This is a genomic window from Chromobacterium haemolyticum, from assembly GCF_002081825.1.
GTDB classification, from domain to species: Bacteria; Pseudomonadota; Gammaproteobacteria; order Burkholderiales; family Chromobacteriaceae; genus Chromobacterium; species Chromobacterium fluminis.
This window is the reverse complement of record NZ_MUKU01000042.1, coordinates 14,818-40,945: the sequence shown is the minus strand read 5'-3', so window position 1 is coordinate 40,945 and position 26,128 is coordinate 14,818. Positions and strand designations below refer to the sequence as shown.

Sequence of the window (26,128 nt, the reverse complement as noted above, 5' to 3'; positions counted from 1 at the left end):
AAAGCATGCCGCCAGCGTTCAATCTGAGCCAGGATCAAACTCTTCAGTTCAATTCCAAGCAAATTTTCTGGCACGCAAGATCAAAGAAACATCAAGATATCTCTCGTCTTGCAGTGCAAGTGTTTGGTCATCGACCGAGCACTTACACCTATCGGTTATTCGTTTTGTTAAAGAGCGGTGCAGATCGCTGCGCTTCGTTTCCGCCGCTGCGTTGTCTGCTGAGGAGGTGAAATATACGTTACAGCCCTTGCTCCGTCAACACCTATTTTGAAAAAAGATGGGGTTTTTAAGATGTCACGACCTAAGCTCATGATTTAAATAGAAATCATTCAGAAAGGATTTTACAAGAACTTTTGGGCAAGCCGGAAAACAAGGCTTCCCAGCTTGTTGCCGCCGGCAGATAAGCTGCGAAAGCGGGCAGATTTCCCCCGGTTTTTCCGAAAAACCCGCTTTCCGGCAAATTATTCGACGCAGACTTTATGCCTAAGGCATTAATTGTTAAGCTGAGCGCATCCCATCGCTCAGGAAACGTCCATGCAGCAAACCTTGCGTCAAAGATTAGAGGGACTGCCCACGCCGTTTTACGCCTTGATGCTGAGCGATGTGTTGAGCGGGCTGGCGATGGGCGCCGGCTATGTCGCCATCAGCTGGTGGGTGGTGCAGTCCGGCGGCGCGCGCGATATGGCCTGGTTCGGCTCTATCACCGCTTTAGTGATGCTGCTGTCGCTGCCGCTGACCGCGCCCTTGGGCGATCGCCTGCCCAAGAACCGCCTGATTGGCGGCGGCATGCTGTTGGCGATGTTAAGCGCGCTGCTGCTGGCCTTGATGGCCGCGCTGGGTTGGTATCGCATCGGCTGGGTGATCGCGGTGGAATCGCTGGCCATGCTGGCCTGGTCCATCGTGCTGCCGTCCATGCTCAGCATCGCCGCCGAGATGGTGCCGGCGGCCCGGCTGGGCGACGCGCTGTCCTTGCAGAAAAGCTCGCAGTCGGCGGGCAATTTGATCGGCCCGGTCTTGGGCGGCGGCTTGATGGCGGCGACCAGCCCCACCCTGACTCTGCTGGCCTACGCCTGTCTGCTGGTGGTGGCCGCCGCGGCTTCCTTATATGTGCGCGTGCCGCCGCGCGCCGCGGACGCCGTGCGCCAGCCTTGGCTGGAGGATATCCGCAGCGGCCTGTACGCGCGCTGGCGCATTCCGCTAGAACGCTATTGGACCTTGGCGGTCTTCGTCACCCTGGTGGCCTTCATGCCGCTGGTGACGACTTTGCTGCCGGTCAAGCTGCATGCGCTGGGTTTGTCCGCCGCCTGGCTGGGCGGTTGCGAGGCGGCGATCAGCGCCGGCATGTTGCTGGGCTCGCTCTGGTTCACTCATGTCTTGCTGCGCCGCTTCAGCCGCTACCAGGCGCGCACCATCGGCATGCTGGTCTGCGGCGTATTGATGCTGGTGGTGGCGATCAGCGACAACCCTTGGGTGATTCTGGCCTGTTTCGCGGTGATGGGGCTGATGTTCGCGCTGAACCAGTTGATAGGCCAAACTCACCGCACGCTGGCGGTGCCGGAGAATTACCGCGCGCGCTTTTCCGCCATCAATGTGATGCTGGTGAAAATAGGATCGATGCTGGGGCCCGCGCTGGCCGGCGCGCTGTTGCATGTGCTGCCGCTGGAGCGGGTCTACCTGATTTTCGCGCTGCTGCATTTGGCCACCGTGGCGCCCATGCTGCTATTGCCCGGCTTGAGAGCGTTCCTGGAACTGGATCACGAGGAGGTGAAGGATTGGTATTGGAGGCGGCATCCGGAGGCGTTCCGCGATTTGGCGGCCGTGCCAGCCGCCGCCAAGCCGGCCTGTGAGACGCGCTGAGGCGGATGCAAAAACGGCGACCATCGGCCGCCGTTCACGTTTCTATATATAAAGGTGTGGATCAGAGCACGTAACGCGCCAGATCTTCGCGCTCGGCCACTTGTTCCAGCTTGCTATCGACATAGGCGGCGTCAATTTCGCAACGGCCGGCCTTGGCGTCGAAGGCCACTTCTTCCAACAGCTTTTCCATCACCGTGTAGAGGCGGCGCGCGCCGATGTTCTCGGTTTTTTCATTGACCTGCCAGGCGATCTCGGCCAGACGCTGGATGCCGCTGTCGACAAAGTCCAACTCCACGCCCTCGGTCGCCATCAGCGCCTGGTACTGACGAGTCAGACAGGCGTTGGTGCTGGTGAGAATGGCCTTGAAGTCGTCCACGGTCAGCGAGGACAGCTCGACGCGGATGGGCAGACGGCCTTGCAGCTCCGGGATCAGGTCCGACGGCTTGGACAGCTGGAAAGCGCCCGAGGCGATGAACAGGATGTGGTCGGTCTTGACCATGCCGTACTTGGTGGACACGGTAGTGCCTTCCACCAGCGGCAGCAGGTCGCGCTGCACGCCGGCGCGCGAGACGTCGGCGCCGCCCTGGCCTTCGCTGCGGCTGGTCACCTTGTCGATCTCGTCCAGAAACACGATGCCGTTCTGCTCGACGTTCTTCAGCGCTTCGGCGCGCAGTTCCTCGTCGTTGACCAGTTTGGCGGCTTCCTCGTCGATCAATTGCTTGCGCGCTTCCGTCACCTTCATCTTGGCCGCCTGCTTCTTGCCGGAACCCAGGCCCTGGAACATGCCTTGCAGCTGGCTGGCGAAATCCTCCATTCCCGGCGGGGCCATCACATTCATTTGCGCCGCCGGCGCGGCGACTTCGATTTCAATCTCTTTATCGTCCAGCGCGCCTTCGCGCAGCATCTTGCGGAATTTCTGACGCGTGGCGCCGTCTTCCGGCTTGGCTTCCGCTTCCGACTCGCCGCCGAAGAAACCGGCCTGCTGGCGCGGACGCGGCAGCAGCACGTCCAGAATGCGGTCTTCGGCCGCGTCTTCCGCGCGCGGACGGTTGCGCTTGATGGCGGCGTCGCGGGTCTCTTTGATCGCCACTTCCACCAAGTCGCGGATGATGGTGTCCACATCGCGGCCGACATAGCCGACCTCGGTGAACTTGGTGGCTTCTATCTTGATGAAGGGCGCGCCGGACAGTTTGGCCAGACGGCGGGCGATCTCGGTCTTGCCCACGCCGGTGGGGCCTATCATCAGGATATTCTTGGGGGTGATTTCGCTGCGCAGCGGCTCGGCCACTTGCTGGCGACGCCAGCGATTGCGCAGAGCCACCGCCACCGCGCGCTTGGCCGCGTTCTGGCCGATGATGTGTTGGTCCAGTTCGTGGACGATTTCCTGCGGGGTCATTTGCGTCATGACTTTCTCCAGCCGGAAGCAACGCTCCCGGCGATTTGATTCTTGAATGCGGCTTAGTTGGCTTCCGACTCTTTGTCTTCAGGCTCGTCGGCTTCGTCCAACAGCTCGATCACATGGTTGTGGTTGGTGTAGATGCAGATGTCGCCGGCGATCTCCAGCGATTTCTTCACCACCACTTCCGCCGGCAGATCGGTGTTCTCAAACAGCGCGCGCGCGGCGGACTGCGCGTAGGCGCCGCCGGAGCCGATGGCGGCGATGCCCTGTTCCGGCTCCAGCACGTCGCCGTTGCCGGTGATGATCAGGGTGCTGTTCTTGTCGGCGACGATCAGCATCGCCTCCAGCCGGCGCAGCATGCGGTCTGTGCGCCAATCCTTGGCCAGCTCCACCGCCGACACCAGCAGGTTGCCCTGATGCTTCTGCAGCTTGGCTTCAAAACGCTCAATCAGCGTGAAGGCGTCGGCGGTGCCGCCGGCAAAGCCCGCCAGCACCTTGCCGCCGTGCAGCTTGCGCACTTTGCGCGCCGAGGCCTTGATCACGATATTGCCCAGAGTGACCTGGCCATCCCCACCCAGCGCCACGCGATTGCCGCGGCGAATGGACACGATGGTGGTTCCGTCGAACTGTTGCATGTTTTGTATTCCAATAATGTCGCCACCGACACTCCGCCGTGGCCAATGCTGCAAGATATGCAGGCAAAACCATGGATTGCAAGCGTCGGAACGCTCCGGCGCGCCGGCTGGCGCGGCGCTTGGCAAAATCCTTTTCCCGTCATTTATTTACCCATATCAATGACATGGGGGTATACGCGTTTTCCAGCTTGGATAATGAGAATAGTTTGTATTATCATCACCGTCATGAACCAGCGAATTCTTCAATACTCGGCGCTCTCCAGCACCGTGGGCCTGCATGCCTTGGCCTTCGCGCTGATGGGCGGCGCAGTGGCGATGCAGGCGCCCATCACGCTGCCGCGCGTCGCCAGTATGGAAATGATCAGCCTGGCCGCGCCTAGCAAGGCCGCCGCGCCGGCTGCGCCCAAGCAGCAGCCCAAGCCTGAGAAAAAGCCGACTCCGCAGGTCAAGCCCACTCCGACACCGAAACCGGCTCCGGTCAAACCCAAGGTGATGGCCACGCCCACGCCGGCCGCGCCCAGCGCCAAGGCCATCAGCGTGCCCACGGTCGCCCCGGCGGCGGAAAGCAAGCCCAGCCCGGCTGCCAGCTCCGCCGAGGGCGGCAGTTCCCGCGGCCAGTCCGCCGACGCCAAACCCTCGATCACCGAGCCGATGTACCGGGGCGGCTATCTGAACAATCCCAAGCCGGCCTATCCGGCGCTGTCCATCGAGGAAGGCGAAACCGGCACCGTGCAGCTGAGGGTGCACGTGTCCGCCCAAGGCCAGCCGCTGGATGTGGCGCTGTCCAACAGTAGCGGCTTCCCGCGGCTGGACCGCGCCGCCGTGGCGGCGGTGAAAAAGTGGACCTTCACCCCGGCCAAGCGCGGCAATGAAGCCATCGCCTACACCTTTATCGTTCCCGTTGAATTTTCTTTGAAGTCTGCAAAATCATGAATCTAATGACTGTATTCCATCAAGGGGACGCCGTGCTGGTCACGGTGTTCATGATCCTGGTCCTGATGTCGGTGCTGACCTGGTACCTAATCCTGGTCCGCGGCGTCAGCACCTGGCATATCCGCCGCGCCAACAAGCAGGCCGAAACCACGCTGTGGGACGCCCCGGACTGGAAACAGGCAGAAACCCAGTTGCAGGATTCCCGCGCGCCCTTCGCCAACCTCACCCGTCAGGGCCTGGCCGCGCTGCGCCACTACCGCAGCCAAGCTGAACGCCCGCTGGGCCAGAGCTGCGACCTGGACGAGTTCCTGACCCGCGCCATCCGCAAGGGCCTGGCTCAGGAAAACGGCAAGCAGGAAACCGGCATGACGGTGCTGGCCTCGGTGGGCTCCACCGCGCCCTTCATCGGCCTGTTCGGCACGGTATGGGGCATTTACCACGCGCTGGTGAACATCGGCGCCGCCGGCCAAGTCACCATCGCCGCGGTGGCCGGCCCCATCGGCGAAGCGCTGGTGGCCACCGCCGCCGGCCTGGCCGCCGCCATTCCCGCGGTGCTGGCCTACAACGCCCTGACCCGCATGCAGCGCATCATGGCGCAAGACATGGACTACTTCGCCCACGATCTGCACGCCCAGCTGCTGACTCAGTCCGGAGAGATCGATGGCCTTCGGTAGTTTCGACAAGGGCGCTTCCGCCCCGATGGCCGACATCAACACCACCCCGCTGGTGGATGTGATGCTGGTGCTGCTGGTGGTGTTCATCATCACCACCCCGCTGCTGACCAATACCGTCAAGCTGGACCTGCCGCAGGCCAGCACCGCCGCGCAGCAGAGCCAGCCCAAGGAAATCCGCCTGGCCATAGACGCTGCCGGCGCGGTGTTCTGGAACGACGTCAACGTGCCGGAAGGCGAGCTGGACGCACGCTTCGCCGCCGCCGCCCGCGACAACCCGCAAGTGGAGCTGCACTTGTTCGCGGACAAGAGCGTGCGTTACGAAACCGTGGCCAAAACCCTGGCCAGCGCCCAGCAAGGGGGCATCAGCAAGATAGGCTTCGCCACCGAAGCGCCGTAGCGACCGCCGTGCGAGCATGGCCGGCACCCGCCGGCAGCTCGCGCAGAGCCGTCACGCAAGCCCACGCCATTGGTTTGCTTGAGGACTCTGCCGGCCCCTGAGCCGCAGTAGACGCGAGATCCGCGTCCCGTATCCGCCAGCGCGCAGCCGCTTATCCAGCCGCTATTTCGCGCCGGCCCCTCATTCCTCTTCTTCTATTCCATGGACTGCCGCCGCGCAGACCAGGGGGGCCTTTGTCCGCTCTTTGCCCGGACAAGGCCGGAGAGGCGTGCAGTAAGGCAAAGCTGAGCCGGCCTCAGCCGGCCGGCGATGATAACAACGACACGAAATGAGAACCCTGATGGAACATCGACCCACCCCAAGCCGCGGCAGCGGCATCGTCGCGCGCAAGCTGCCGGCGAAAATCGGCGCCGGCATGCTCGCCGCCGCCCTCTCCCCCGGTCTGGCTCTGGCCGCCGACACCCCCACCAAACTGGAAACCGTGCGCGTGGAAGGCGAAACGCCGGTACGCGGCAGCCTGAAGACCGAGTCCAGCGCCATCGGCAAGCTGAACCAGAAGCTGAAGGACATTCCACAATCGATCACGGTAGTCAGCAAGCAATTGCTGGAAGACCAAGCCGTCTCCAACTTGAAGGACGCGCTGCGCAATGTGCCCGGCATCACCTTCGCCGCCGGCGAAGGCGGCCGCACCGGCGACCAAGTAGTGATTCGCGGTTTCTCGGCCTCTACCGACACCTATCTGGACGGCATGCGCGACATCGGCCAGTACAATCGCGACACCTTCAACCTGGAAAAAGTGGAAGTGTTGAAAGGCGCCAGCTCCATGTTGTTTGGCCGCGGCTCCACCGGCGGCGTGGTCAACCAGGCCAGCAAAACTCCGTTCGCCGGTTCCCTGGTGGCGGGTGAAATCGGCGTCGGCAGCAATCGCTTCACCCGTTCCACCTTCGATATCAACCAGGCTTTCAGCGACACCGCCGCGATGCGCGTCAACCTGATGGCCACCGACGACGGCAGCGACCGCGGCCCGGCGAAAAGCCAACGCTTCGGCATCGCTCCGTCGCTGGCCTTCGGCCTGGGCGAGCCCACCACCTTGGTGCTGTCCTACTTCCATCAGAAGGAAGACAACGTTCCGGACTACGGCATCCCGTTCAACGCCAACACCCAGCAGCCCATCAACGTGCCGCGCGATCGCTTCTACGGCCTGAACAGCGATTTTGAAAAAACGCAAACCGACATCCTCACCGCCAAGCTCACCCACCGTTTCAGCGACGATCTGGTGCTGAGCAACCAATTGCGCTTCAACCGCTTCTGGCGCGATGTGTCGCCCACCGCGCCGCGCATCCCGGGCATCACCCCCAGCAACCCGGTCATGGACAGCTCCCGCATCACTCGCAGCAAGCCGATGCGCGACGGCACCGACTGGTCGTGGAACAACCAGACCGACCTGATCAGCAAGTTCGACACCGGCAGCGTGCGCCATACCCTGCTGACCGGCCTGGAGCTGAGCAAGGAAAAATCCGACACCAACCGTTACATCCTGTTCAACACTCCGCCTAGCACCACCGTGGGTGCGCCGGACCCTGGCGTGCCCACCGACCTCAGCCGCTACCGCAGCAGCAACACCCAGTTCGACGCCAGCAATATCGGCCTGTACGCGATGGACACGCTGGAGCTGACCCCGCAGTGGAAGGCCGTGGTGGGCGCACGCTTCGACCGTTTCAGCGGCGACTACAAGATCCGCGCCGGTAATCGTGACGGCTCCGTCAGCCAGGACCCCAGCCGCAGCTACGACGTCAGCCGCACCGACAATGTGTGGAGCTGGCGCAGCGGCCTGATCTGGCAGCCCAGCAGCGCCCAGTCCTACTATCTGAGCTACGGCACCTCGTTCAACCCGTCGGGCGAGGCCTACGCGCTGGACAAGGCCACCGCCAAAGTGGATCCGGAAAAAAACCGCAACATTGAACTGGGCGCCAAGTGGGATCTGTTCGACGGCGACGCCAGCCTGCGCGCGGCGCTGTTCCGCATCGAGAAGACCAACGAACGCAACACCGACCCGCTGGACCAGAACACCGTGCTGCTGTCCGGCAAGCGCCACACCGACGGCGTGGAAGTGGAAGGCGCCGGGCGGCTGACCGAGCGTTGGGACGTCTTCGCCGGCCTCACCCTGATGAAGTCCCGCATCGACAAGGCCGCGCCGCCGGCCCTGGGCGCCGCCGGCACCGAAGGCAATATGCCGCGCTACACGCCCAAGATCACCGCCAACCTGTGGACCACCTACAAGTTCACCGAAGAAGTGATAGGCGGTTTCGGCCTGACCCATGTGGGCAAGCGTTACGCGCATGAAGCCAACACCAACTACCTGCCGGCCTACACCGTGGCCAACGCGATGCTGGCTTACGAGACCCGCAAGTACAAGGTGCAGCTGAATGTGAACAACCTGGCCAATAAGACCTACTTCGACGGCGGCTACCCGGCTCACGCCACGCTGGGTACTCCGCGCGAAGCGCAGTTGACGGTCAGCTTCAAGTACTAAGAACCTGTTTACGATCTCGCGCGCCAGGACGAGACAAGGCGTTGCGGCTGAGAAAGCGAAATACGCCGATGGCGCATGAGCGCTTCGAAGCCGGCGCCCATCGCACAATGTCTCTACCGACGCGCAGCAAATCGTAAACCGCTTGCAAGACGGCTCCGGCCCCCGGTTCACCGGGGGCTGAGCCTCATACGGAGACCCCATGTTATTGCACATCCCCGCGGTGCTGAACGCCGAAGAACTGGCGCTGGGCCGCGAACTGCTGTCCCGCGCCGACTGGGCCGACGGCCGCATCACCGCCGGCCAGCAGTCCGCCCAGGTCAAACGCAATCTGCAACTGCCGCAGCAATTGCCGGAAGCCCAACAATTGCAGGCCATGGTGGAAGGCGCCTTGCAACGCAACGGCCTGTTCTTCTCCGCCGCGCTGCCGGCCAAAATCTTCCCGCCGCTGTTCAACTGCTACCAGGCCGGCATGGACTTCGGCAACCATGTGGACAACGCCGTGCGCCGCCACCCTTTCGACGGCGGCTGGGTGCGCACCGACGTATCTTGCACCCTATTCTTCAGCCGCCCGGACGAATACGAAGGCGGCGAGCTGGTGATTGAAGACACCTACGGCAGTCATAGCGTCAAGCTGGACGCCGGCGACATGGTGCTCTACCCGTCCACCAGCTTGCACCGCGTGGAACCGGTCACCGCCGGCGCGCGGCTAGCCTCCTTCTTCTGGGTGCAAAGCATGATCAGCGACGACGGCAAGCGCCGGCTGCTGTTCGACATGGACGCGGCGATCTCCAACCTGCGCCTGCAGTTGGGCGACAACGAAGCCCTGGTGGCGCTGACCGCGAACTACCATAATCTGCTGCGGATGTGGGCCGCGCCGTGAGCGTCCCTTGACCATTCGCCGTCCTGTCCCGTTCTTGTCCGCGTGGCCGTGGACAGACTCGACAGCGACACAAAAAGCACACACATTCGAAAGCGCTAATATGCGAAGATGGAACGCTTGACCCCATCCGGCGGCGCGGACGCCGGATGCGCGTTTTCACCGCCCTCGCGCCGTATAATCATCACAGCAACATCACACTTTTCGATTCCAATATGCGTACACTCACTCTCGGGCTGGCCGCCGGCCTCTACAGCAGCTTCAGCGCCGCCGCGCTGCAACCGGTCAGCGAAGCGCCGCTGGCGGTCAAAACCGCCGTCAGCTGCCAGCACAATAAAGACAACAGCCTGGACTGCGTCACCAGCAAGCAATTCACCATCCTGCACCCCTCCGGCCGCGAACAACTGTCCCGCATCGACTTCACCTACCCGGCCGAAGACCGCATGCAAGTGGAACGGGCCGAAGTGATCCAGCCCAACGGCAAAGTGATCAAGCTGGGCAAATCCCAGATTGAAACCCGCGCCGCGCCCAATCCGGAGGCCGGCGTCAGCCGCGACATGCAAACCTGGATGGCCTTCCCGGAATTGTCGGTGGGCAGCACCGTGTCCTACCGCATCAAGACCCACAGCGTGGCGCAGCCCTTGGTGCGCCAGTTGCGCTACCAGCTGGACCTGGGCCCGCAAAAAGCGCGCGAAGACAGCTTCAACTTCGACCTCAAGTCCACGCGCCCGCTGATCTGGCGCGGCATGATGCTGGACGATTACACGGTGGACGCCAGCGCGGACCGCAAGCGCATCAAGGTGTCGCTGCGCCGGCCGCGCTACCTCAACTACATCAACGAGTGGAACAACAGCGCGTTGCGCGAATGGCCGCAGCTGGTGATCGCCACCTCGGACCAGCCGCAAGACCATTTCGGCGCCCACGCCCGCCGCTACAACGAAATCCTGGCCGCGCCGCTGCCGCCGGCCGCCGCCGCCGTGGTGGCCGCCAACCAGGGCAAGCCGGCCGCGGAGCAGACGGCCGCCTTCATGCAGCACATCAACCGCAACTACCGCTACCTCAACGACACCCGCCTGGCGGAACGCGGTCTGGTGCCGTTCACGCTGGCGGAAATCGAAAAACACGGCTACGGCGACTGCAAAGACCTTTCCACCCTGCTGACCGCCATGCTGCGCCGCGCCGGCATCGCCGCCGAACCGGTGCTGATCTACCGCGGCAAGTTCGCCCCGCCGCTGCTCCTGCCCGGCGTCGGCGCGCCCAACCACATGATCGTCCGCGCCAACATCGCCGGCCAGACCTGGTGGCTGGACCCCACCAACCCCTTCTTCCAGCCCGGCCGCATCATGTCGGACCTGCAAGACCGCTGGGCCTTCATCATCGGCAAGGACGGCGTGGTCAGCCAGACCCAGGTGCCAATGGAACCGGCGCGCACCGATCTGAACATCAAGCGCGAAAACGCGCTGCAAGACGACGGCGGCGCCGATGTCAGCGCCGACATCGAACTGGCCAACTCCGCCCTGATCGACACCATTCTGCAAGACCGCTACCAGGGCGTCAGCGCCACCGACCAAAGCCTGTGCAACCGGCTGAGCAATCAGCCGGAAGGCTGCAAGGTCCAGCGCGACAAAACCTCCTTCATGGTGCCCTCGGTTTACCCGCTGCACATGAGCGTGCGCGACCCGCGCATGCTGGAGAAGATTTCCGGCCTGTTTCTCTACGACTCCCACTTCAAAGGCGTGTGGGACAGCTTCGACAACTACAAGCGCAACGGCAACCTGGCCGACGTCTACCTGGGCGACGCCAGCGCCATGCAGTCCGATGTGCTGCTCAAGGGCGCCAAGGCTATCCAGCCGGCCTTTGAATGCAAGGTGAGCTCCCCCTGGTACGAAGTGAACGCCAAGCAACAGCAAACCCCGGCCGGCATCCGCGTCCAGTACCGGATCAGCAATAAGGTACGCTGGCTCAGCCACGCCGAGATCAACAGCCCGGAATTCGCCAAGCTGATAGAAGACGCCCGCGCTTGCGTGACCCAAGTCCGCCAGATCGTCAAACTCTGAGAACCTGTTTACGATCTGCTGCGCGTCGGCGATACGGCGTTGAAACCGAGCTCAAAATGCTCATGTACCACCTGTACATTCCGCTTTTTCGCTCGTTTTCGCCTTGTCTCGCCTTAGCTCGCGAGATCGTAAACACATTCCGAGAGCCGGTTTACGATCTGAGGCCCGTCTCGGCCACACACAAGGACGCCACAGGCGTCCTTTTTTGTTTTTGTAAGAACTGGATTATTAAGAAGTAATTTAAGCAGCAGCGCGTCAAGCACGGGCAGTACAAATAAATAAACGCTTGCCCCTACTGGGCCAGTGGCCGAAAATGAACATTTGAGGTTATGCAATCGACAAATAAGAGAGAAACAGACCATGACGCACCCCGCCGCCGGCACGGCCAGCAAGGAAATCCGGCTCGCTCCTCATGAACTGATCATCACCAAGACCGACCCCACCGGCCACATCACCTACGCCAACCGCGTGTTCATGCGCATCGCCGGCTACGCCGAGCACGAACTGCTGGGCAAGCCGCACAACTTGATCCGCCACCCCGACATGCCGCGCGGCGCCTACCGCCTGATGTGGAAAACCCTGCAACAGGGCCAGGAATTCTTCGCCGTGGTAAAAAATCACAGCAAAAACGGCGATTACTACTGGGTGCTGGCCAACGTCACCCCGGACTACGACCTGCGCGGCCAACTGCAAGGCTATTACTCCGTGCGCCGCCCGCCCAGCCAGGAAGCTATCGCCGCCATAGAGCCGGTCTACGCCCAGATGCGCCAGATAGAAGCCAGCCACAACAAAGCCACCGCGCCGGACGCCTCCGTGGCCTGGCTGCAGCAAGTGCTGGCGGAAAAAGGCGTCAGCTACCAAGACTTCATCCTGTCCCTCAACGCCCAGGTACTGCAAGCGCCGGGAGTCGCCGCATGAACCACGACAACAAACCGCCCTTCCTGCGCACCCAGTTGGGCTGGTGCATCATCAGCTTCAACCTGCTGGTCGCCTTCTCGCTGCTGGACGCTTATTTATTCCCGGAAATCGTCAGCCGCATCGTGGACGCCTTGCTGCTGGCCGCCTCCATCGCCCTGTCCCTGCTGCTGTGGCGCCACAGCGGCCGCATCTTCGGCCTGCTCAACACCCTGCACGAACAACTGGGCTACGCCAGCTCCGGCGAACTGCACCACCGCGCCACCGGCACCCGCAACCTGGGCGAAGTGGGCAAGCTGGCCTGGCAACTCAATGATTTCCTGGACCTGATCGAAACCTATTTCAAGGAAATCAACACCTGCTTCAAGGCCATCAGCGCCGGCGACTACAGCCGCCGCCCGCTGAGCCAAGGCCTGCCGGGCATCCTGGCCAGCTCGCTGGGCAGCGTCAACCACGCCATCCAGACCATGGCCGACAACGACGGCTACATCCGCCGCAACCGCCTCTCCTCGCAGCTGGCCGCGCTCAACAACCCGCACCTGCGCAAGGACTTGGCCAGCAACCAGAGCGACCTGGAAGACATCAGCCAGGCCATGGCCGACGTGGCCGCCATCACCCAGGATACCGCGGACGGCGCGCGCGTCAGCCTGGAAACCGCCCAACAGCTGTCCGGCCACCTGGACACCATCGCCGACAGCGTCAGCAGCATGGACACCGCCAGCACCGCGCTGGCCCAGGAATGGCAGGGCATAGAAACCTCGCTGGCCGACATCTCCGCCATCGCCGACCAAACCAACCTGCTGGCGCTGAACGCCGCCATCGAAGCCGCCCGCGCCGGCGAAACCGGCCGCGGCTTCGCCGTGGTGGCAGACGAAGTGCGCAAGCTGGCCGAGCGCAGCAAGAGCACCGCCAACAATGTGCAGGACGTACTGGAAAACTTGTCGCTGCGCATCGGCAATATGCAGACCCAGGCCAGCGCCGCCGGCAATGTGGCCAGCCAGGTCAAAGACTCGGTGGAAACCTTCCGCCAGCGCTTCAGCAGCCAGGTGGAGCAGTCGCAGCAGGTGATGGCGCAGGTGAACCGCGTGCACGACAAATCCCAGCTCAGCCTGCAAAAAGTGGGCCACGTGATCTTCAAGCAGACCGCCTATCACTCGATAGAGGAAGCCAAGCCGCTGGAGCAGGGCAGCGAGTTGCAAGGCTGGTTGCAACTGCAAGGCCAGCAGTCCTTTGGCCAGACCCGTTCCTGGAGCGAGCTGGCGGCCACCGAGCAGCAAGCCAGCCAGCACATCGACGCCGCGCTGGCGGTGTTTGGCCAGGAAGGGCCGCTGGACGAGCAGGAGATCGTCAACCGGATGCAGAAGCTGGAGCAGGACAGCGGCCGCATCCTGCGCTATCTGGACAAGCTGGGCGAGGAGAAGCACGGCCAGTAAGCCAGGGGTCGACACCCGCCGCGCATCGGCGTTGGAACGCCGGCTGAGGCGCGGCGGGACAGGAATCAAGCGGGGCAGCTAAAAGCTGCCCCGCTTTTTGGCGTATGCGCCGTGCTCCGTTGTCAGCGGAGCTTAGCGATTGCGCAGCCGGATGCGGCGGAAACACGCTTCCAGGCTGAAGCGCTGTCCCAGCGCCAGGTAGAGCTGGTGCTGGCTATCGACATGGCGGTAGACCCGGACCCGGTCCGCGCCCAGCAGCATCATGATTTCCAGATAGTTGAAAAAGCCCATCCACTGACCGCGACCATCGCGATCGTCAAAATCGATGTCCCGCGCCACGCGGCTGAGCAGGCCTTTGCCGACGTATTCTCGGTTGTCCTTCAGCCATTGCAGCAAATGCGCCGCGCATTCGCGGCCGTAGGCGCTGTCGACGGGGTAATCCTTACGGGGCGTCGGCATTTGCCAGTAATGCCGATAGGTGCGGCCGGGGCAGAAGCGAACAAAGGGAAGCAAGGCTTCCTGCTGCTCCAGCGAGTGCAGTTTGTAGCGACGACGACGGGGGAATTTGTGAGGATGTTGCATGGTGTTTCTCCTGCTGTGACACAAGATAAACCACCTGCCGTGGAGGCTAAGGTATTAGGCAGGCGCGGAGCAGGATTGGCGTACCGGAACAAACTAACCGGCGAGTGCAGGCACTCTCCCACAACGCACCTGCCAATCAGGTACAGCCATGGTGAGATGACGAATATATGCGCGGAGGCCTATATCCGAGTTTGTTAACGAGACGCCAATCCCGTGTGCCGCATGTGGGCGGCAACGGGGGGATTGTTGCCGAGGGGACGGTTGAGGTCAAGGTGGGGCGGTTGCTTTGATTGAGCGTGGCTTATTGGTTGTGTGATCTGGTTTTGAATCCGCTGCGCGGATATTGATTTAGGTGCCGCTTTCCGCGCGGCGAACGGGGAGGGGGCGGACCGCCGCCCCCTTCCAGCCCCCCTCGTCCCCCAGGACGCGAAACCCCGAAGAAAAAGGGGCCTGCAAGGCGCGGCTGAACTCGCGATTTGCTAGCGTCAAATCGCTCAAACAAAGCAGCCGCTTAAAACCTTGCAGACCCCTTTTTCTCCGGCGCGCCCCGAGGGGACACTTGGTCGCTACACGAGGTGGTCAATTTTCTAGATAGGGGATGGTTGATTTGCCGCCTGGATTGCTCTGTGGGTAACTTGGTTCCATTGCTCTTGTCTGTGGATAAGCTTTGTTTCCTAAAAGAAAGCATGTATCCGATGCGCCCCTGGTCCCTTCAAGCCTGCCGACGGGTGGCAGGCCCGAGGTCTTAAGCGGCTGCCTGTTCGAGCAGCGCGACGTTAGCGCGCTGCGAGTTCAGCCGCGCCTCGGGCCTGACGGGGCCCGGCGGGAAGCCGTAGGCCAGGCTTGCAGGGCGACCTTTGGGGTGAAGGGGAATTTGGCCGAGCAAATTCCCCTTCCTGCCTGCCGGGCAGCCCCGGCAATCAAAACCATCATCCGCGCAGCGGATTCAAAACCCTCATTTCACCTACAAATGGCTTACCTCTCCTAACAGGTTCCGGAAGGAAGCCCCCGCCCCCACAACAAATGCAAAAAGGGCGGAAGCCCCAACGAAGGTTTCCGCCCTGCAACAAGATCCGCGCCAACAAACCCTTGGCGCTAGGACCCCGCGCCCTGTCGCGCCGGCTCCCCGGCCGCCTCCGCCTCGGCGGCCGCGCCGCCGGCCAAACGCCGCAAAGACCCAAAAGCCCCGCACATCGCCAGGCTGGCCGCAGCGGCCACAGCGCCGAACCAGCCCACCGCCGTCAATGGCGCCAAGGCCCGCGCCAGCGCGCCCAGGCCCAAAGCGCCCAGGCCATCGCCCACCACGTCCTGCGCGTTCCACAGACTGTTCACCCGGCCCAGCAAATGATCCGGCGTATTGCCCTGCACCAGCGTGAATTGCAACAAGGACGCGATGGAGCCGAAATAGCCCAACAAAGCCAAGGCCAGCAGGCCGTAAGCCAGATGATGGACCAGGCCCAGGGACGCGATGCTCAGCGACGAAGCCAGCACGCAGCTCAACATCACCGCGCCGGGACGGCTCAAACCGCCCACCCAGCCGCTGGTGAACGCGCCTATCATCGCGCCCAGCGGCACCGCCGAATACATCAGGCCCACTTCGAAAGCACCGCCGCCGTAACCGTCCTCCGCCAGCGAGGGATACAACACCCGCACCGCGCTGAGCAGGGTTTGCAGCGTGCCCACCGCCACCACCGCGCCCACCACCTTGTTCTGCCACAGGAACTGGAAGCCCTCCAGCAAGGAACGCAACGGATGCGCCGGCTCCCCGCCCTGCGGCTTCAAGGACGGCAAACGCGTCAGCGGGATCAAGGTGGCCAAGGTGCCGACGCCGGCCAACAGATAGTTCCAGTTCACCCCGGCGGCGGCGATGATCAGTCCCCCAAGCAGAGGCGACAGCACGCCGCCTATGCGCATGGTTAGCATGCTCAGCGCGCCGGCGGCCGGCAGGTTGTCACGGCCAACCAGCACCGGGATGGACGCCATCAGCGAGGTGATGCCGATACCGCTGAAAAAACCGTCCCAGGCCGACACCACGTAGAGCGCCAGCACCGAGGGATGGGTCATGAAGCCGTTGAGCGCCAGCGCCAGAAAGCCCAGACCGCACAGCGAGCGGCCCAGCAGGATCAGCCGGCGTCGGTCCATGCGGTCCGCCAACACGCCGCCGCACATCAGGCCGGCGAACATGCCGACGCCGTCCAGCGCCATCGCCGCGCCCACTTGCAGCGTAGAGCCGGTAAGCTGATGGATTTGCACCGGCACCGCCACCATCAGGATGCCGAAGGCGAACACCGAGATCATGCGGGCGATGAAGATGGAGCGGAAATGCGGGTTGAGCCTGAGCAGGCTGAAATCAACGAAGATGGGCGACTTTTTCATGACAGGTTTTTTTGATCTCGACAGGGGTGGAGGCCGCGCAGCATGCGCTGGCGCGGCCGGCAAGAGGGTGTGCCGTTATGGATGCCGCATGGTAACATCAGCAGTCTGTATTAGGAATCATTTGCATTTGATCATGTCAATCAGCCTCAGCCACGGCTGACGCTGAGCGCCGGCCAGCGACGCCGCCAACCCCGGCATCCCGGCCAATCCATTCAACTACGCGCCGCACCTGACGGTAAACCTGGGCTTCAAGCAACAGTGGGATCACGGCTTGTTTGTCGGCGGTGGCCTGAACCGGGCGGGCCGTTGCTACCCCGACATCACCAACGAGCGCAGCCGCACCGCCGGTCTGACCGTGGATGACCGCTTCTAATGAGTCCCTCTTGATAGCCCTTTTGCCCGTCGGCTCCCGTCGCGGGCTTTTTCTGCCTGGCGCGCGGGCCCGCCCCGCAAGGTTTTGAATAGGCGTCTCACACCATGCGGCGCCCCAGATCGCGCAGCACCTCGCGCGCTGCGTTGTGGCCCGGTGCGCCGGTGACGCCGCCGCCGGGGTGTGCGCCGGCGCCGCAGGTGTACAGGCCGGGAATGGGGCCGCGGTAATCGGCGTGGCCCAGCATCGGCCGCGCCGAGAACAATTGGTCCAGGCCCAGCGCGCCGTGGAAGATATCGCCGCCCACCAGGCCGAAGGTGCGCTCCAGGTCCAGCGGGCTCATGATCTGCCGCCCCAGCACCGCGGCCTTGAAATTGGGCGCGTAACGGGTGACGGTGTCAATCATCAGGTCCGCCACTTCCTCGCGGTGATCGTCCCAGCTGGCGCCGTCCGGCAATTGCGGCGCCACGTGCTGGCAAAACAGGCTGGCCACATGCTGGCCCGGCGGCGCCAGCGACGGGTCCAGCGTCGACGGAATCAGCACTTCCACGATGGGCCGGCCGGACCAGCCGCGCTCGCGCGCGTCGTGATAAGCGCGCTCCATATAAGCCAGGCTGGGCGCGATAATGATGCCGCTGCCGTGATGTTCCGCCTGCGTCTTGCCCGGCAGACAGCTGAAATCCGGCAGCTCGGATAGGGCCACGTTCATGCGGAAAGTGCCGGAGCCGCAGCGCCAGCTTTGCATCCGGCGCAGGAAGTCCGCCGGCAGCGCCGCCGGGTCCAGCAACTGGGTGTAAAGCAGCCGCGGATTGAGATTGGACACCACCACCCGCGCGTCCAGCCGCTCTCCGCGCTCCGTCACCACGCCCACCGCCCGGCCCTTGTCCAGCAGCACCTCGCGCACCGCGCTGTCGGTACGAATCTCCGCGCCGCGCTCGCGCGCCGAGCGGGCCATGGCCTGGGTGATGGCGCCCATGCCGCCCAGCGCGTGGCCCCACGCGCCTTTGCGGCCGTTGACCTCGCCGAACACATGGTGCAGCAAGACATAGGCCGAGCCGGGCGCGTACGGGCTGGCGTAGTTGCCCACCACGCTGTCGAAACCGTAGGCCGCCTTGATCGGATCGCTGTCGAACCAGCCGTCCAGATAATCGCCGGCGGACTTGGTGAACAGGTCCATCAACTCGCGCTGCTGCGCCAGTTCCAGCTTGCCCAGCCTACGCCCCAGCCGACCGGCCTTGAGCAGCTCCGGCAGCGCGCTCAGCCAGCCGCCCTCCACCGCGTTGGGCGGCGTTTGCAACACCAGCTCGCGCAGCAGTTCGGCGGCGGCGTCCAGATGCCGAGCGTAATCGTCCAGCCTGTCGGCGTCTCGGCGCGAGAAGCGCGCCACCTCGGCGGCGGTGCGGCCCGGCCCCACTTTCAGATAGCCGCCGTCGTCCAGCGGCAGAAAGTTGGACAAGGGCCGCTCCACCACTTTCAGGCCGTGGCGCGCCAGCTCCATGTCGCGGCTCACCTTGGGGTTGAGTAGCGACACGGTATAGGCGGCCACCGAATTGCGAAAACCGGGGAGAAACTCCTCGGTCACCGCCGCGCCGCCCACCACGCCGCGCCGTTCCAGCACCGTCACCTTCAGCCCGGCCCGCGCCAGGTAATGGGCGCACACCAGGCCGTTGTGGCCGCCGCCCACAATGATTGCATCCCGCATCGCTCCGCTCCTCGTCTCAGGGGAAGCCTCATTCTCGAATCAAGTTCGGCAAATTGCAGCGCGCATAGCGACGAACTGTCGGATATTATTGATCGCATTGACGAAAAGTCCGGCATAGCGCCAAATCGCCCACCCCGCACGGAGCCGCCATGGACGCCACCGATCAGCAATTGCTCGCGCTGCTGCGCGAAAACGCCCGCTCGCCCACCGCGGAACTGGCGCGCCGGCTGGGCCTGTCCCGCACCACGGTGCAAAGCCGCATAGAACGGCTGGAGCGCGGCGGCGTGATTTTGGGCTACAGCGTGCGCACCAGCGCCGCCCACGACGCCGCCCAAGTGCGCGCGCTGGTGATGATCAGCGCCGCGCCGCGCTTGAGCCCGTCGATAGAAAGCGCCCTGCGCCGGCTGCCCCAGGTCCGCACCTTGCATTCGGTCAGCGGCGTCCACGATTTCATCGCCGGCGTGGAAGCCCCCGGCGTGGCCGAGCTGGACGGGCTGGTGGACCGCATCGGCGCGCTGGACGGCGTGGAACGCACCAGCACCGCCATCCTGATGACCACGCGGATAGACCGCTGAATCGACCAGTGCGGTCAAGGCGTGAAACGGCCTCGACATTGCCGTTCTCAATCCAGCGCCGTCTCCCCTGCACGCAGCCAACCCCCACGCCAGCAAAACGCACAGCAAGCGCGCGCGCCGGCCGCGGCCCAGCGTCTTAAGCATGCGCCGGCGCCAGACATTCGGCAGCCGGTCCAGGCCGAGGCCCCAGCCCGCCGCTTACTTGATTTGCATCGCTCATCATCAGACCTCTTTCGTTCATCCGGCGCGCAAACACGCCAGGCATCGCGGAGAGCACGCGAGGGCAAGCTCGCCTTCACGTGAAAGTTGATGACTGTATTACATAAATTAATTGCTGTTAAACAATAATAAATTGTTGTTGCTCATGTATCCAATGCGCAACACATCTCCAATCCGTCTAAAAGCCGCGCCCAGCCTGGGCTGCGGCTCACGACGCCCCCACACAGCGACAAGCCCAAGGTGTGTGCTAACCGCAACCTTGCGCAAATCAAACTTGCACAGCAAAAAATTATCGTTTTACAATAACAAATAATTGTTTAGCGATACTTTTTTGACACCATTTTTCATCGTCTTTCCAACCAAACGCTAAGGAACCCTCATGAACTCCACACGATTGAGCCGCTATTGCGCCGCCATGGCCTACATCACCGTCTTGGGCATAGGCGCCATGCTGCTGTTCAATATCTTGTTCTGGCTCTTTCCCAAGTCCATTATCGACGCCGGCTTGACCATCTCCGTGGACACCGTCAGAGGGTTTTACGGCTCAAGCGAATTCGATCTCCCGAGCCTGCCGCTGTGGCAACGCGCCGGCGGCGCAGTCCTTTCTTGCGTCCCCCTGCTGATCCTGGCCCAAGGCCTGAACGCCTTGCGTCGCCTGTTCAAGCTTTATGCCCAAGCGGAATATTTCACGGAGCGCTCCGCCGCGCTGTTGTCCAAAGTGGGTTCCAGAGTCGCGCTTTGGGTGTTGGCGGACCTCGTCTCCCAGCCGCTGATCAGCGCCTGGCTGACCATGATGCGGCCGGAGGGGCAGCGGCTGATCGCCGTCAGCTTCCACGCCGAAAACCTGGAAAGCCTGTTCATCGCCGCCGTGGTCATGATCATTGCGCGCATTCAACGAGAAGGTATTACGTTGGCGTGCGAAAATAAGCAATTCATCTGAAAGCGACACATGCCCATCAAAATCCATCTGGACATGCTGCTCGTCCAGCGCAAGGTCAAATCCAAGGACCTGGCCCAGGCCATCGGCATCACCGAACAGAATCTGTCGCTGCTGAAACAAGGCAAGGTCAAGGGCTTCCGGCTCTCCACCCTGGAGGCGATCTGCCTGTATCTGGACTGCCAGCCGGGCGACTTGCTGCAACTGGTGCCGGCTGAGCCGGACGCGGTCGACGACGGCGAGTAAGCCGGCTTAACCATGTCCCAAGCCGTTCACACCGATGCCGCCCGCCAGGCCGGGCCCTTGCTCTTGCGCCGCTTCGACACCCCGCTCGGCGCCATGGTCGCCTGCGCCAGCGAGCAGGGACTGTGCCTGCTGGAATTCACCGATCGGCCTATCGTGAACGCGGAACTGGCGGCGCTGCGCCGCCTGCTGTCCGCCGAAATCGCCGAGGGCGACAGCCCGCTGCTGCGCCAGGGCGAACGCGAGATCGGCGAATACTTCGCCGGCTCGCGCCGCCGCTTCGAAGTGGCGCTGCATCTGCCCGGCACCGCCTTCCAGCAGGCGGTCTGGCAACTGCTGCTGAGCGTGCCCTACGGCCTCACCCGCAGCTACCAGGAACAAGCCGCAAGGCTAGGCCGCCCGCAATCCGTCCGCGCCGTGGCCGCCGCCAACGGCGCCAACCGCCTCTCCGTCATCGTCCCTTGCCACCGGGTGCTGGGCAAAGACGGCGCGCTCACCGGCTACGGCGGCGGGCTGGCGCGCAAGGCTTGGCTCCTGGCGCACGAGCGCGAGCGCGCCCTCTAAACCATCCGCCCGCGCCTTGCAAACCCTTAGAACCTGTTCAAGGTCCGCTGTGCTTCCGCGGGATTCGTTAAAACCGCTTCTTAATTCCCAAAGCCAGGAACTATGCGGCGCGCCTAATGAACTAACTATCGCCAAAGCATTATTGATTGACGGAAGCCATAGAGCTGATTGAAATTGCTCAATGGCTTCCAGCGGCAAGCTTCACTAAGCTGATCCCAGCAAGTCATTGAACACCTTGACCTAAGGAGTCTGTCATGAGTAGCCCGTCCAAGTGCCCATTCCACCAAACCGCCGGCAACCCGGCAGTCGTGAACGCCCAATCCAACCGCGACTGGTGGCCCAACCAGCTCAATCTCAACATCCTGCATCAACACGCGCCGGCCTCCAATCCGCTGGAGCCGGACTTCGATTACCCCGCCGCCTTCCAAGAGCTGGACTACGCCGCGCTGAAAAGCGACCTTAAAGCGCTGATGACCACCTCTCAGGACTGGTGGCCGGCGGACTGGGGCCATTACGGCGGCCTGTTCATCCGCATGGCCTGGCACGACGCCGGCACCTACCGCACCGCCGACGGCCGCGGCGGCGCGGGCACCGGCAACCAGCGCTTCGCTCCGCTCAACAGCTGGCCGGACAACGGCAACCTGGATAAAGCGCGCCGTCTGCTGTGGCCGATCAAGCAAAAGTACGGCAAGCAGATCTCCTGGGCAGACCTGATGATCCTGGCCGGCAACGTGGCGCTGGAGTCCATGGGCTTTAAAACCTTTGGTTTCGGCGGCGGCCGTCAGGACATCTGGCAGCCGGAAGAAGACGTCTACTGGGGCGCGGAAACCAAATGGCTGGCCACCAGCGCCGAAGCCAACAGCCGCTACTCCGGCGACCGCCAGCTGGACAATCCGCTGGCCGCGGTGCAGATGGGCCTGATCTACGTGAACCCGGAAGGCCCGGACGGCAATCCGGACCCGCTGGCCTCCGGCCGCGACGTGCGCGAAACCTTCGCCCGCATGGCGATGAACGATGAAGAAACCGTGGCCCTGGTGGCCGGCGGCCATACCTTCGGCAAAGCTCACGGCGCGGGCGATCCGGCGCTGGTGGGCCCGGAACCGGAAGCCGCGCCGCTGGAGGCGCAAGGCCTGGGCTGGATCAACCGCTTTGGCGACGGCAAGGGCGAATACACCACCACCAGCGGCATCGAGGGCGCGTGGAAACCCAACCCGACGCAATGGGACAACGGCTATTTCGACACGCTGTTCGGCTACGACTGGGAACTAACCAAGAGTCCGGCCGGCGCCCACCAGTGGGTGGCCAAGAACGTCAAGCCGGAACACCTGATCCCGGATGCTCACAACCCGGCGAAAAAACACCCGCCGATGATGACCACCGCCGATCTGTCTCTGCGCTTCGACCCGATCTACGAGCCCATCGCCCGCCGTTTCCATCAAAACCCGGCCGCCTTCGCCGACGCCTTCGCCCGCGCCTGGTTCAAGCTGACCCACCGCGACATGGGCCCCAAGACCCGTTACCTGGGGCCGGAAGTGCCGGCCGAGGATCTGATCTGGCAAGACCCGGTGCCGGCGGCCTGTCAACCGCAGATCAACGACGCCGACATCGCCGCGCTCAAGGCCAAAGTACTAGCCTCCGGCCTGTCCGTCAGCGAACTGGTGTCCACCGCCTGGGCCTCCGCCTCCAGCTTCCGTGGATCGGACAAGCGCGGCGGCGCCAACGGCGCCCGCATCCGTCTGGCCCCGCAAAAAGACTGGGCGGTGAACCAGCCGGCGCAACTGGCCCGCGTGCTGAAAGCGCTGGAAGCCATTCGCCAGGACTTCAACGCCGCGCAGAGCGGCGGTCAGCAAGTATCGCTGGCCGACCTGATCGTGCTGGCCGGCGGCGCGGCGGTGGAAGCCGCCGCCAAGGCCGGCGGCCACAGCGTCAGCGTGCCGTTTGCGCCGGGCCGGACCGACGCCAGCCAGGAACAGACCGATGTGGAGTCCTTCAGCGTGCTGGAGCCGCAGGCAGACGGCTTCCGCAATTACCAGAAGCAAGCCTACTCTTTGCCGGCGGAAGCGCTGCTGGTGGACAAGGCGCAGCTGCTGACGCTGAGCGCGCCGGAAATGACGGTGCTGGTGGGCGGCCTGCGCGTGCTGGGCGCCAACGTCGACAATGCGCCTCACGGCGTGTTCACCACCCGTCCAGGCGTATTGAGCAACGACTTCTTCGTCAACCTGCTGGACATGGGCGTGGCCTGGCAGCCCGCCTCCAGCGCGGGCGAGTTGTACGAAGGCCGCGACCGCAAAACCGGCCAGCTCAAGTGGACCGGCAGCCGCGTTGACTTGGTGTTCGGCTCCAACTCGCAGCTGCGGGCGCTGGCCGAGGTCTACGCTCAAAACGATGCGCAGCCGAAGTTTGTCCGCGACTTCGTCGCCGCCTGGAACAAGGTGATGAACCTGGACCGTTTCGATCTGAAATAAGCGCGGTTCGCATTCGGCAAGCAAAGCGCGGTCCATCTGGACCGCGCTTTTTTGGGGCCCACCGCCGCCGCTGCGCGCATGAAAAAACGAACCGCCGGTCAAGGCGGTTCGTTTCATTTCGCTCGGCTCCAGGCCTCGCGCTGGATTCAGACCGCGGCGGCGATATCGGCGCAGGACTCCTGTCGCCAGATCACGGATGCCACCTTCATCCGCTTGTCGAACAACAGCTTGTACTGGCAAACCCGGGCTTGCTCGCCGCCCTTGGGGCTCAGGTTCAATACGTAATCCCACTCACGCACGCCAACCATGCCCTCCGCGAAGTGCGGGCGGCCGATCAGGCCGTAAACCTGCTCCTTGCTCAGGCCCGGCTGAACCTTGGCCAAATTTTCGAGATTGGGCACGCTGCCTTCCGGCTGCCAGCCATTGTGTTCAATGCTGGGCCATGTCGGGCTAGCCTGCTCGGCCAGATGGCCGTCGTCTGTGATCTTGCTCAGGCGGCTAGTGCCGCAGCCCATCAAGGCCGCGCCGGCGGCCGCCAGCAACAGGTAGCGGAGAGAGCCGCCGAATACCGGTTTTTTCATCATCTATCTCATTCAATATCAGCTGATTGATCTTGTTTGCCGCTTACCACTGGAAGCCCGCGCCCAGGCTGGCGCCGCCTTGACCACGGGTATTGGTGGAACCGGAGAACTTCACCACCCAGCGGCCGTTGTCGGACAGCGAGGACAGCCCCACCGCGATGGCGGACTCGCCGCCGGTGGTTGCCGTGGCCACGGCCAACATGCTCTTGCCGGGCAGGAAAGCCTGCGGCAGGCCGCCCATGGCCATCGCGCCGGCCGCGGCACCGAACGCGTCGCGACGCATATCGGACAGATCGGACCGGAGCTGCTTGAATTGCTGCTGATTGTTGAAGTTGGCCGCATTCAGCTGATCCACGTTCACCGCGTCCGTGCCCTGCGCGCCCGCCGCCACATTGTGGATAGTCACCGGCCTGCCGCCGTCCCCTCCCACCAGGGTGACGTCGTTGCCGGCGGCCGTCGTCGTCGTCCGGCCAGTGGGGTCCGAATACTGCACCGGCCCGCTTTTCTGCAGACGATCAATCGCATCGCCGACATTGTTCACGGTATTGCCGTAAACGGTGTAGTTCGGGCCGCTCGCCGCGCCGGTTTGAGCGTTGTAGGACGCGCCGCCGCCCAAGGCCGCCGCGGTGCCGGCGCCGACATTGTCCACCTTGGCGCTCACGCGCTGCACCGCCTGATTGGTCGCGTTCAGCTGGCTGCCGTTCACCGCGTCCGTGCTGGTCCCGCTCACCCGGCCGGCGGCGACATTGCTGATTTGGCGCTCATTGCCCGCGCTGCCCACGCTCACCACGCTGGAAGGGGCCGCACCGGCATAGTTGTAGGTCACGCCGTTCACCACGCCGCTGGCGGTGGGGTTGGCCGCCGCGGTCCGGCTATTGGCGCCCAAGGCGACGTCGTTGGCGTTGCTGGCCTGAGCGTTGCTGCCTATCGCCAACGCATTGTTGGCTGTGGCCGCGGCGTTGTTGCCCACCGCCACCGCATTGCTGGCGTTGATGTTGGCGCCCGCATTATTGCCGATGGCCACGTTATTGCTGCCGGACACGTTCTGGCCGGCCTGGCTGCCGGCGGCGAAGTTGCCGTTGCCGGTCACGCCGCGGCCGGCGTAGGCGCCCACCGCGGTATTGTTGTCGCCCGTGACATTTCTGCCGGCGTTCGCACCGTTGGCGGTATTGTTGCTGCCCTTGATGTCCCAGCCGGAGAAGGTGCCGCTGCTGGTGTTGTAGCTGCCGGTCACATTGCGATTGGAGTTGTTGCCCAAGCCGGAGTTGAAATCACCCTGGATGTCCTGAGCCGAGTTGGCCCCGCTGCCGGTGTTGCCGGTGCCGGTGACGTTGCGGATGGTGTTGATGCCGGCGCCGACGTTGGCGTCCCCGGTAACGTTATAGCCGGAGTCGTTGCCCATGAAGGCGTTATTGTTGCCCTGCACATTGGTGCCCGCGTTCTGGCCGATCGAGGTGTTGTAGCCGCCGTTCACATTCACGCCGGCGGCGGCGCCGAACGCCGAGTTGTTGGTGCCGGTCATATTGCTACCGGCGCCCACGCCATAGATCGAGTTATTGCTATTGGTCGCCACCCCCGGATCCACCGAGCCCGCGCCGTAGACATTATTGCTGCCGACGCCGGAGATCGTGTCGGCGCTCGCCAAGGCGGACCAGGAACAGGCCACGGCCAAGCTGATTGCGCTCAAGGCCAGGGAGGGCAAGGACAAACGCTTTGCTGCAGATACTTTATGACTCATTTCACAGACCACATTCTTCAAGATTGATGGAATTCACCTAAGGCAAGTCTTTGCAGGCAAGCGCGC

21 protein-coding genes and 1 pseudogene are annotated in these 26,128 nt (G+C 63.5%); 15 read left to right on the top strand and 7 right to left on the bottom strand.

Annotation, left to right across the window (positions count from 1 at the left end; translation table 11 throughout):
* A partial coding sequence (locus B0T39_RS25975; protein WP_217806310.1) for a hypothetical protein occupies nt 1–271 on the top strand: 271 nt, incomplete at its 5' end.
* Between the two features lie 263 nt (nt 272–534).
* Nucleotides 535–1,857: an MFS transporter gene (locus tag B0T39_RS21550; RefSeq protein ID WP_081550318.1), complete on the top strand. Its 1,323-nt coding sequence runs from the start codon at nt 535–537 to the stop codon at nt 1,855–1,857.
* A 61-nt stretch (nt 1,858–1,918) separates the two neighbouring features.
* Here the strand turns inward: B0T39_RS21550 and hslU are convergent, their stop codons facing one another.
* A complete protein-coding gene (gene hslU / locus B0T39_RS21545) occupies nt 1,919–3,262 on the bottom strand; it encodes an ATP-dependent protease ATPase subunit HslU (protein WP_081550316.1) in 1,344 nt (447 codons plus the stop codon).
* Between the two features lie 53 nt (nt 3,263–3,315).
* Nucleotides 3,316–3,891 (bottom strand): ATP-dependent protease subunit HslV, encoded by a 576-nt coding sequence (gene hslV, locus B0T39_RS21540; protein ID WP_081550314.1) that lies wholly within the window; start codon nt 3,889–3,891, stop codon nt 3,316–3,318.
* A 225-nt stretch (nt 3,892–4,116) separates the two neighbouring features.
* Between hslV and B0T39_RS21535 the strand changes: the two genes are divergently transcribed.
* The 8 genes and pseudogenes from B0T39_RS21535 to B0T39_RS26575 all read left to right on the top strand — a co-directional run.
* Nucleotides 4,117–4,824, top strand: coding sequence for an energy transducer TonB (locus B0T39_RS21535; RefSeq protein WP_081550312.1), 708 nt, complete (start codon nt 4,117–4,119; stop codon nt 4,822–4,824).
* Entirely contained in the window at nt 4,821–5,498 is a 678-nt protein-coding gene (locus B0T39_RS21530; RefSeq protein WP_081550310.1) for a MotA/TolQ/ExbB proton channel family protein, read from the top strand. The genes B0T39_RS21535 and B0T39_RS21530 overlap by 4 nt, the downstream gene beginning before the upstream one ends.
* Nucleotides 5,485–5,895, top strand: a complete 411-nt coding sequence (locus B0T39_RS21525; RefSeq protein ID WP_081550308.1) for an ExbD/TolR family protein — start codon at nt 5,485–5,487, stop codon at nt 5,893–5,895. Before B0T39_RS21530 ends, B0T39_RS21525 begins: the two co-directional genes overlap by 14 nt.
* Nucleotides 5,896–6,235: 340 nt before the next feature.
* A complete protein-coding gene (locus tag B0T39_RS21520) occupies nt 6,236–8,428 on the top strand; it encodes a TonB-dependent receptor (RefSeq protein ID WP_081550306.1) in 2,193 nt (730 codons plus the stop codon).
* Between the two features lie 199 nt (nt 8,429–8,627).
* On the top strand, nt 8,628–9,308 hold the full coding sequence (locus B0T39_RS21515; protein ID WP_081550304.1) for a Fe2+-dependent dioxygenase: 681 nt from the start codon (nt 8,628–8,630) through the stop codon (nt 9,306–9,308).
* 212 nt (nt 9,309–9,520) lie between these two features.
* On the top strand, nt 9,521–11,362 hold the full coding sequence (locus B0T39_RS21510; RefSeq protein WP_176219625.1) for a DUF3857 domain-containing transglutaminase family protein: 1,842 nt from the start codon (nt 9,521–9,523) through the stop codon (nt 11,360–11,362).
* 360 nt (nt 11,363–11,722) lie between these two features.
* Nucleotides 11,723–12,280 carry a PAS domain-containing protein gene (locus B0T39_RS21500; protein ID WP_081550298.1) on the top strand — a complete coding sequence of 186 codons (558 nt, stop codon included), beginning with the start codon at nt 11,723–11,725 and terminating at the stop codon, nt 12,278–12,280.
* Between the two features lie 767 nt (nt 12,281–13,047).
* Nucleotides 13,048–13,710 (top strand): annotated as a pseudogene (locus tag B0T39_RS26575) (methyl-accepting chemotaxis protein); the annotation flags it as partial.
* 132 nt (nt 13,711–13,842) lie between these two features.
* Here B0T39_RS26575 and B0T39_RS21490 read toward each other — a convergent pair.
* The 3 genes from B0T39_RS21490 to B0T39_RS21480 all read right to left on the bottom strand — a co-directional run bounded on the left by B0T39_RS21490 (nt 13,843) and on the right by B0T39_RS21480 (nt 18,740).
* Complete coding sequence (locus tag B0T39_RS21490; protein ID WP_081550294.1) at nt 13,843–14,292, bottom strand: hypothetical protein; 450 nt, start codon at nt 14,290–14,292, stop codon at nt 13,843–13,845.
* A 1,095-nt stretch (nt 14,293–15,387) separates the two neighbouring features.
* On the bottom strand, nt 15,388–16,668 hold the full coding sequence (gene entS / locus B0T39_RS21485) for an enterobactin transporter EntS (RefSeq protein ID WP_081550292.1): 1,281 nt from the start codon (nt 16,666–16,668) through the stop codon (nt 15,388–15,390).
* A 470-nt stretch (nt 16,669–17,138) separates the two neighbouring features.
* Nucleotides 17,139–18,740, bottom strand: coding sequence for a phytoene desaturase family protein (locus B0T39_RS21480; RefSeq protein ID WP_081550290.1), 1,602 nt, complete (start codon nt 18,738–18,740; stop codon nt 17,139–17,141).
* Nucleotides 18,741–18,889: 149 nt separating this feature from the next.
* Here B0T39_RS21480 and B0T39_RS21475 point away from each other — a divergent pair, with 149 nt between their 5' ends.
* The 5 genes from B0T39_RS21475 to katG all read left to right on the top strand — a co-directional run bounded on the left by B0T39_RS21475 (nt 18,890) and on the right by katG (nt 23,743).
* Nucleotides 18,890–19,315, top strand: a complete 426-nt coding sequence (locus tag B0T39_RS21475) for an Lrp/AsnC family transcriptional regulator (RefSeq protein WP_081550288.1) — start codon at nt 18,890–18,892, stop codon at nt 19,313–19,315.
* Between the two features lie 598 nt (nt 19,316–19,913).
* Nucleotides 19,914–20,474, top strand: a complete 561-nt coding sequence (locus tag B0T39_RS21470) for a DUF2975 domain-containing protein (protein WP_141111338.1) — start codon at nt 19,914–19,916, stop codon at nt 20,472–20,474.
* Nucleotides 20,475–20,483: 9 nt separating this feature from the next.
* Nucleotides 20,484–20,717, top strand: coding sequence for a helix-turn-helix domain-containing protein (locus tag B0T39_RS21465; protein ID WP_019100941.1), 234 nt, complete (start codon nt 20,484–20,486; stop codon nt 20,715–20,717).
* Nucleotides 20,718–20,729: 12 nt separating this feature from the next.
* Entirely contained in the window at nt 20,730–21,278 is a 549-nt protein-coding gene (locus B0T39_RS21460) for a methylated-DNA--[protein]-cysteine S-methyltransferase (RefSeq protein WP_081550284.1), read from the top strand.
* Nucleotides 21,279–21,532: 254 nt separating this feature from the next.
* Nucleotides 21,533–23,743: a catalase/peroxidase HPI gene (katG, locus tag B0T39_RS21455; protein WP_081550282.1), complete on the top strand. Its 2,211-nt coding sequence runs from the start codon at nt 21,533–21,535 to the stop codon at nt 23,741–23,743.
* A gap of 146 nt (nt 23,744–23,889) precedes the next feature.
* Here the strand turns inward: katG and B0T39_RS21450 are convergent, their stop codons facing one another.
* Both B0T39_RS21450 and B0T39_RS21445 read right to left on the bottom strand, forming a co-directional pair.
* The gene (locus B0T39_RS21450) at nt 23,890–24,324 is read right to left on the bottom strand and encodes an outer membrane protein assembly factor BamE (protein WP_166453376.1); all 435 of its coding nucleotides are present in this window, start codon (nt 24,322–24,324) and stop codon (nt 23,890–23,892) included.
* A gap of 43 nt (nt 24,325–24,367) precedes the next feature.
* Entirely contained in the window at nt 24,368–26,032 is a 1,665-nt protein-coding gene (locus tag B0T39_RS21445) for a YadA family autotransporter adhesin (RefSeq protein WP_081550278.1), read from the bottom strand.
* Nucleotides 26,033–26,128: the final 96 nt, after the last annotated feature.

Coding starts and splice junctions, on each gene's coding strand:
- B0T39_RS21520 (WP_081550306.1), top strand. CDS start 6,236: ATGGAACATCGACCCACCCCAAGCCGCGGCAGCGGCATCGTCGCGCGC.
- B0T39_RS21530 (WP_081550310.1), top strand. CDS start 4,821: ATGAATCTAATGACTGTATTCCATCAAGGGGACGCCGTGCTGGTCACG.
- B0T39_RS21535 (WP_081550312.1), top strand. CDS start 4,117: ATGAACCAGCGAATTCTTCAATACTCGGCGCTCTCCAGCACCGTGGGC.
- entS (WP_081550292.1), bottom strand. CDS start 16,668: ATGAAAAAGTCGCCCATCTTCGTTGATTTCAGCCTGCTCAGGCTCAAC.
- B0T39_RS21515 (WP_081550304.1), top strand. CDS start 8,628: ATGTTATTGCACATCCCCGCGGTGCTGAACGCCGAAGAACTGGCGCTG.
- B0T39_RS21470 (WP_141111338.1), top strand. CDS start 19,914: ATGAACTCCACACGATTGAGCCGCTATTGCGCCGCCATGGCCTACATC.
- B0T39_RS21460 (WP_081550284.1), top strand. CDS start 20,730: ATGTCCCAAGCCGTTCACACCGATGCCGCCCGCCAGGCCGGGCCCTTG.
- B0T39_RS21500 (WP_081550298.1), top strand. CDS start 11,723: ATGACGCACCCCGCCGCCGGCACGGCCAGCAAGGAAATCCGGCTCGCT.
- B0T39_RS21475 (WP_081550288.1), top strand. CDS start 18,890: ATGGACGCCACCGATCAGCAATTGCTCGCGCTGCTGCGCGAAAACGCC.
- B0T39_RS21550 (WP_081550318.1), top strand. CDS start 535: ATGCAGCAAACCTTGCGTCAAAGATTAGAGGGACTGCCCACGCCGTTT.
- B0T39_RS21510 (WP_176219625.1), top strand. CDS start 9,521: ATGCGTACACTCACTCTCGGGCTGGCCGCCGGCCTCTACAGCAGCTTC.
- B0T39_RS21490 (WP_081550294.1), bottom strand. CDS start 14,292: ATGCAACATCCTCACAAATTCCCCCGTCGTCGTCGCTACAAACTGCAC.
- B0T39_RS21450 (WP_166453376.1), bottom strand. CDS start 24,324: ATGAAAAAACCGGTATTCGGCGGCTCTCTCCGCTACCTGTTGCTGGCG.
- B0T39_RS21525 (WP_081550308.1), top strand. CDS start 5,485: ATGGCCTTCGGTAGTTTCGACAAGGGCGCTTCCGCCCCGATGGCCGAC.
- hslU (WP_081550316.1), bottom strand. CDS start 3,262: ATGACGCAAATGACCCCGCAGGAAATCGTCCACGAACTGGACCAACAC.
- hslV (WP_081550314.1), bottom strand. CDS start 3,891: ATGCAACAGTTCGACGGAACCACCATCGTGTCCATTCGCCGCGGCAAT.
- B0T39_RS21480 (WP_081550290.1), bottom strand. CDS start 18,740: ATGCGGGATGCAATCATTGTGGGCGGCGGCCACAACGGCCTGGTGTGC.
- katG (WP_081550282.1), top strand. CDS start 21,533: ATGAGTAGCCCGTCCAAGTGCCCATTCCACCAAACCGCCGGCAACCCG.
- B0T39_RS21465 (WP_019100941.1), top strand. CDS start 20,484: ATGCCCATCAAAATCCATCTGGACATGCTGCTCGTCCAGCGCAAGGTC.